The following is a 4,775-nucleotide window of genomic DNA, read 5'->3' as shown; positions in this document are numbered from 1 at the left end:
AGGGCGCGATCATCGAGTCAATTGCTGAGAGAAGGGCGGGCTTTACGGTATAATCCGTTTTTCCCGCGAGCATCCAGCGATGACCAAATATGTTTTCGTCACCGGCGGCGTAGTTTCTTCCCTTGGCAAGGGTATTGCCGCCGCTTCCCTCGCCGCGATCCTCGAATCGCGCGGTCTGAAAGTCACCCTCCTCAAACTCGATCCCTACATCAACGTCGACCCCGGCACGATGAGCCCGTTCCAGCACGGCGAAGTGTTCGTGACGGAAGATGGAGCGGAGACCGACCTCGACCTCGGCCACTATGAGCGCTTCATCAGCACGAAGATGCGCAAGGCCAACAACTTCACGACCGGCCAGATCTACGAATCGGTGATCCGCAAGGAACGCCGCGGCGACTATCTCGGCAAGACCGTGCAGGTCATCCCGCACATCACGAACGAAATCCAGGCGTTCATCGAGCGCGGGGCCGCGTCGGCCACCTGCGGTGAGCCGGATGTCGCGATCGTCGAGATCGGCGGCACGGTCGGCGATATCGAATCGCTGCCGTTCCTCGAAGCCGCGCGCCAGATGAGCCTGCGCCTCGGCCGCAACAGCGCGTGCTTCGTGCACCTGACGCTGGTGCCGTACGTCGCGACGGCCGGCGAGTTGAAGACGAAACCGACCCAGCACAGCGTGCAGAAGCTGCGCGAGATCGGCATCCTGCCGCACGTGCTGCTGTGCCGTGCGGACCGCCGCATTCCGGACGACGAATCGAAGAAGATCTCGATGTTCTCGAACGTGCCGGAAGACGCCGTGATCTCGGTGTGGGACGCCGACAGCATCTACAAGATTCCGCAGATGCTGCACGACCAGGGCCTCGACCGCATCATCTGCGAGGAACTGAAGCTGTCGCCGAAGGACGCCGACCTGAGCATGTGGTCGGAGCTCGTCGAGAAGCTCGAGAACCCGAAGCACGAAGTGACGATCGGCATGGTCGGCAAGTACGTCGACCTGACCGAGTCGTACAAGTCGCTGATCGAGGCGCTGCGCCACGCATCGCTGCACACGTCGACCAAGGTCAACATCGAATACATCGACTCGGAAGAGATCGAGGCGAACGGTGTCGACAGCCTGAAGCACCTCGACGCCGTGCTGGTGCCGGGCGGTTTCGGCCGTCGCGGCACGGAAGGCAAGATCGCGGCGATCCGCTATGCGCGTGAAGCCAAGGTGCCGTATCTCGGCATCTGCCTCGGCATGCAGCTCGCGGTGATCGAGTTCGCACGCGACGTCGTCGGCCTGAAGCAGGCGAACAGCACGGAATTCGAGCCGGACACGCCGGAACGCGTGGTCGCGCTGATCACCGAGTGGTACGACCGCGACGGCAAGGTCGAGACGCGCACCGAGGAATCCGACCTTGGCGGCACGATGCGCCTCGGCTCGCAGCGTTGCCCGATCAAGCCCGGCACGATGGCCGAAGAGATCTATGGCAAGGACGTGAACGAGCGCCATCGCCACCGTTATGAAGTCAATAACCGCTTCGTGCCCCAGCTCGAAGCCGGCGGCCTTATCATCAGCGCCCGTACCCCGAGCGAGGATCTGCCGGAAATGATGGAACTGCCGCGTTCGATGCACCCGTGGTTCGTCGGCGTCCAGTTCCACCCGGAATTCACGTCCACGCCGCGTGACGGTCATCCCCTCTTCAAGTCGTTCGTCGAAGCTGCGCTTGCCAACAAGCAAGCGCGCGGAGTGTAAGCATGAAGCTGTGCGATTTCGAGGTCGGTCTCGACAAGCCTTTCTTCCTGATCGCGGGTACCTGCGTCGTCGAATCGGAGCAAATGACGATCGACACGGCGGGCCGCCTGAAGGAGATCTGCGCGAAGCTGAACGTTCCGTTCATCTACAAGTCGTCCTACGACAAGGCGAACCGCAGCTCGGGCAAGTCGTTCCGTGGCCTCGGAATGGACGAGGGCCTGCGGATCCTGTCCGAGGTGAAGCGCCAGCTCGGCCTGCCGGTGCTGACCGACGTGCACTCGATCGAAGAGATCGAGCAGGTCGCGTCGGTCGTCGACGTGCTGCAGACGCCGGCGTTCCTGTGCCGCCAGACCGATTTCATCCATGCGTGCGCGCGCTCGGGCAAGCCCGTCAACATCAAGAAGGGCCAGTTCCTCGCGCCGCACGACATGAAGAACGTGATCGACAAGGCGCGTGAAGCGGCCCGTGAGGCGGGGCTGTCGGAAGACCGCTTCATGGCGTGCGAGCGCGGTGTCTCGTTCGGCTACAACAATCTCGTGTCGGACATGCGTTCGCTCGCGATCATGCGCGAGACGAGCGCGCCTGTCGTGTTCGATGCGACCCACTCGGTGCAGCTGCCGGGCGGGCAGGGCACGAGCTCGGGCGGCCAGCGCGAATTCGTGCCGGTGCTCGCACGGGCGGCGGTCGCGACGGGCGTCGCGGGCCTCTTCATGGAAACGCACCCGAATCCGGCCGAGGCAAAGTCGGACGGCCCGAACGCGGTGCCGCTGAACCGGATGGGTGCGCTGCTGGAGACTCTCGTCACGCTCGACCAGGCGGTGAAGCGCAATCCGTTCCTGGAAAACGATTTCAATTAAAGATCGAATGAACCTTGCGACGGTTTCGCGCGTCTGTAGCGAAAGCGGTTCAGGCGCGCGCGCCGTCGCAGTTTGAAGAATCCATCGTCATTCTCAGAGGAAACCCATGAGTGCAATCGTAGATATCATCGGCCGCGAGATTCTGGATTCGCGCGGCAACCCCACCGTCGAATGCGACGTGCTGCTCGAATCGGGCACGATGGGCCGCGCGGCGGTGCCGTCGGGCGCGTCCACCGGCTCGCGTGAAGCGATCGAACTGCGCGACGGCGAAGCCGGCCGCTACAACGGCAAGGGCGTGCTGAAGGCAGTCGAGCATATCAACACCGAAATCTCCGAAGCCATCATGGGCCTCGACGCGTCGGAACAGGCGTTCCTCGACAAGACGCTGCTCGAGCTGGACGGCACCGACAACAAGTCGCGCCTCGGCGCGAACGCGATGCTGGCCGTGTCGATGGCCGTCGCGAAGGCAGCTGCCGAAGAGGCAGGCCTGCCGCTGTACCGCTACTTCGGCGGTTCGGGCGCAATGCAACTGCCGGTGCCGATGATGAACATCGTCAACGGCGGCGCGCACGCGAACAACAGCCTCGACATCCAGGAATTCATGATCGTCCCGGTGAGCCAGCCGACGTTCCGTGAAGCCCTGCGTTGCGGCGCGGAAGTGTTCCACGCACTGAAGAAGATCCTGAGCGACCGCGGCATGAGCACGGCAGTCGGTGACGAAGGCGGCTTCGCGCCGAACTTCGGCAGCAACGACGAGTGCCTGTCGACGATCCTGCAGGCGATCGAGAAAGCCGGCTATCGTGCGGGCGAAGACGTGCTGCTCGCGCTCGACTGCGCAGCATCCGAGTTCTACCACGACGGCAAGTACCAGCTCGCGGGTGAAGGCCTGCAACTGTCGTCGGCCGAATTCACCGACTACCTCGCGACGCTCGCCGACAAGTTCCCGATCGTGTCGATCGAGGACGGCATGCACGAAAGCGACTGGGAAGGCTGGAAGCTGCTGACCGACCGCCTCGGCAAGAAGGTGCAGCTGGTCGGCGACGACCTGTTCGTCACGAACACGCGCATCCTGAAGGAAGGCATCGAGAAGGGCATCGCGAACTCGATCCTCATCAAGATCAACCAGATCGGTACGCTGACCGAAACGTTCGCGGCAATCGAGATGGCGAAGCGCGCCGGCTACACGGCCGTGATCTCGCACCGCTCGGGCGAAACGGAAGATTCGACGATCGCGGACATCGCGGTCGGCCTGAACGCCGGTCAGATCAAGACGGGTTCGCTGTCGCGTAGCGATCGTATCTCGAAGTACAACCAGCTGCTGCGCATCGAGGAAGATCTCGGCGACATCGCAAGCTACCCGGGTAAATCGGCTTTCTATAACCTGCGCTAACGCGCTACTATCGGGTTCGTCATATCGACGCCGCTCTGTGCACGTGCGCGGAGCGGCGCTTCTTATATCTGCGGTTCTTACATGCGGCTTGTCACTGTCGTCCTGATTGCCTTGCTGGCGCTCATTCAGTACCCCCTATGGTGGGGACACGGCGGCTGGCTGCGGGTGCACGAATTGCGTCAGCAGCTTGACGACCAGCTTCAGAAGAATGCGGACGAGAAGCTGCGCAACGAGCGCACCGCCGGCGAAGTGCAGGATCTGCAGAGCGGCACTGCGGCCATCGAGGAGCGCGCGCGCTACGAGATGGGCATGGTGAAGGACGGCGAGGTGTTCGTGCAGTTCGTGTCACCGAATGCGCCGGCCGTGCCGCTGAACAACACGCCGTCGAATACCTCGACGCGCGGCACCGTCTCCGCGGCGCCGGTGCGTGTCGTGCCGAATCCGCAGTCGATCGCGAAGCCGTCGCGGCATCATGGCGGCGACAAAGGCAAGGCCGCGCATCACTGAGTGCGGTTGCTCGAATCCATTGAAAAAGCGCGGGAAATGCCGCGCTTTTTTATTTCCTGCCGGTAGTCAATCGACTGAGCGATGCACGCTCACCACCACCATCCCGGGTAGCCGTAGCTGATACCCGTGCCCCAGCGATTGCCCCATCCGCCGTAATACCCGCCGTAGACGGTGACGGGCGGCGGCGAGTAATAGGCCCATGCGCGCGCCGCTGCCTCGGCTGCGATCGCACTGTTCTGTTCGCGCAGCACCTGCTGGTCGATCTCGTCATAGCGCTTGCGTTCGGCGC

The 4,775-nt window shown here is 63.1% G+C and carries 5 protein-coding genes and 1 pseudogene; 4 read left to right on the top strand and 2 right to left on the bottom strand.

Annotated features, from left to right (window positions below):
* Window positions 1-247, bottom strand: a 247-nt coding sequence (locus JYJ84_RS38000) for a hypothetical protein (protein ID WP_240201912.1), incomplete at its 3' end; no start/stop codon positions are given.
* On the opposite strand from JYJ84_RS38000, the gene JYJ84_RS28635 reads away from it, so the two are divergent.
* From JYJ84_RS28635 to ftsB, 4 genes are all read left to right on the top strand, one after another.
* A complete protein-coding gene (locus tag JYJ84_RS28635) occupies window positions 134-1,732 on the top strand; it encodes a CTP synthase (protein WP_240201911.1) in 1,599 nt (532 codons plus the stop codon). The genes JYJ84_RS38000 and JYJ84_RS28635 overlap by 114 nt on opposite strands.
* A 2-nt stretch (window positions 1,733-1,734) precedes the next feature.
* On the top strand, window positions 1,735-2,589 hold the full coding sequence (gene kdsA, locus JYJ84_RS28630; protein WP_085039266.1) for a 3-deoxy-8-phosphooctulonate synthase: 855 nt from the start codon (window positions 1,735-1,737) through the stop codon (window positions 2,587-2,589).
* Window positions 2,590-2,695: 106 nt separating this feature from the next.
* The gene (eno, locus tag JYJ84_RS28625) at window positions 2,696-3,979 is read left to right on the top strand and encodes a phosphopyruvate hydratase (protein ID WP_011352544.1); all 1,284 of its coding nucleotides are present in this window, start codon (window positions 2,696-2,698) and stop codon (window positions 3,977-3,979) included.
* An 81-nt stretch (window positions 3,980-4,060) separates the two neighbouring features.
* Window positions 4,061-4,486 carry a cell division protein FtsB gene (gene ftsB, locus JYJ84_RS28620; protein WP_122945775.1) on the top strand — a complete coding sequence of 142 codons (426 nt, stop codon included), beginning with the start codon at window positions 4,061-4,063 and terminating at the stop codon, window positions 4,484-4,486.
* A gap of 89 nt (window positions 4,487-4,575) precedes the next feature.
* Here ftsB and JYJ84_RS28615 read toward each other — a convergent pair.
* Window positions 4,576-4,775, bottom strand: a pseudogene (locus tag JYJ84_RS28615) (hypothetical protein); the annotation flags it as partial.

Source organism: Burkholderia sp. LMG 13014 (genome assembly GCF_905232215.1).
Lineage (GTDB): Bacteria > Pseudomonadota > Gammaproteobacteria > Burkholderiales > Burkholderiaceae > Burkholderia.
This window is presented reverse-complemented; position numbering and strand designations above follow the sequence as displayed.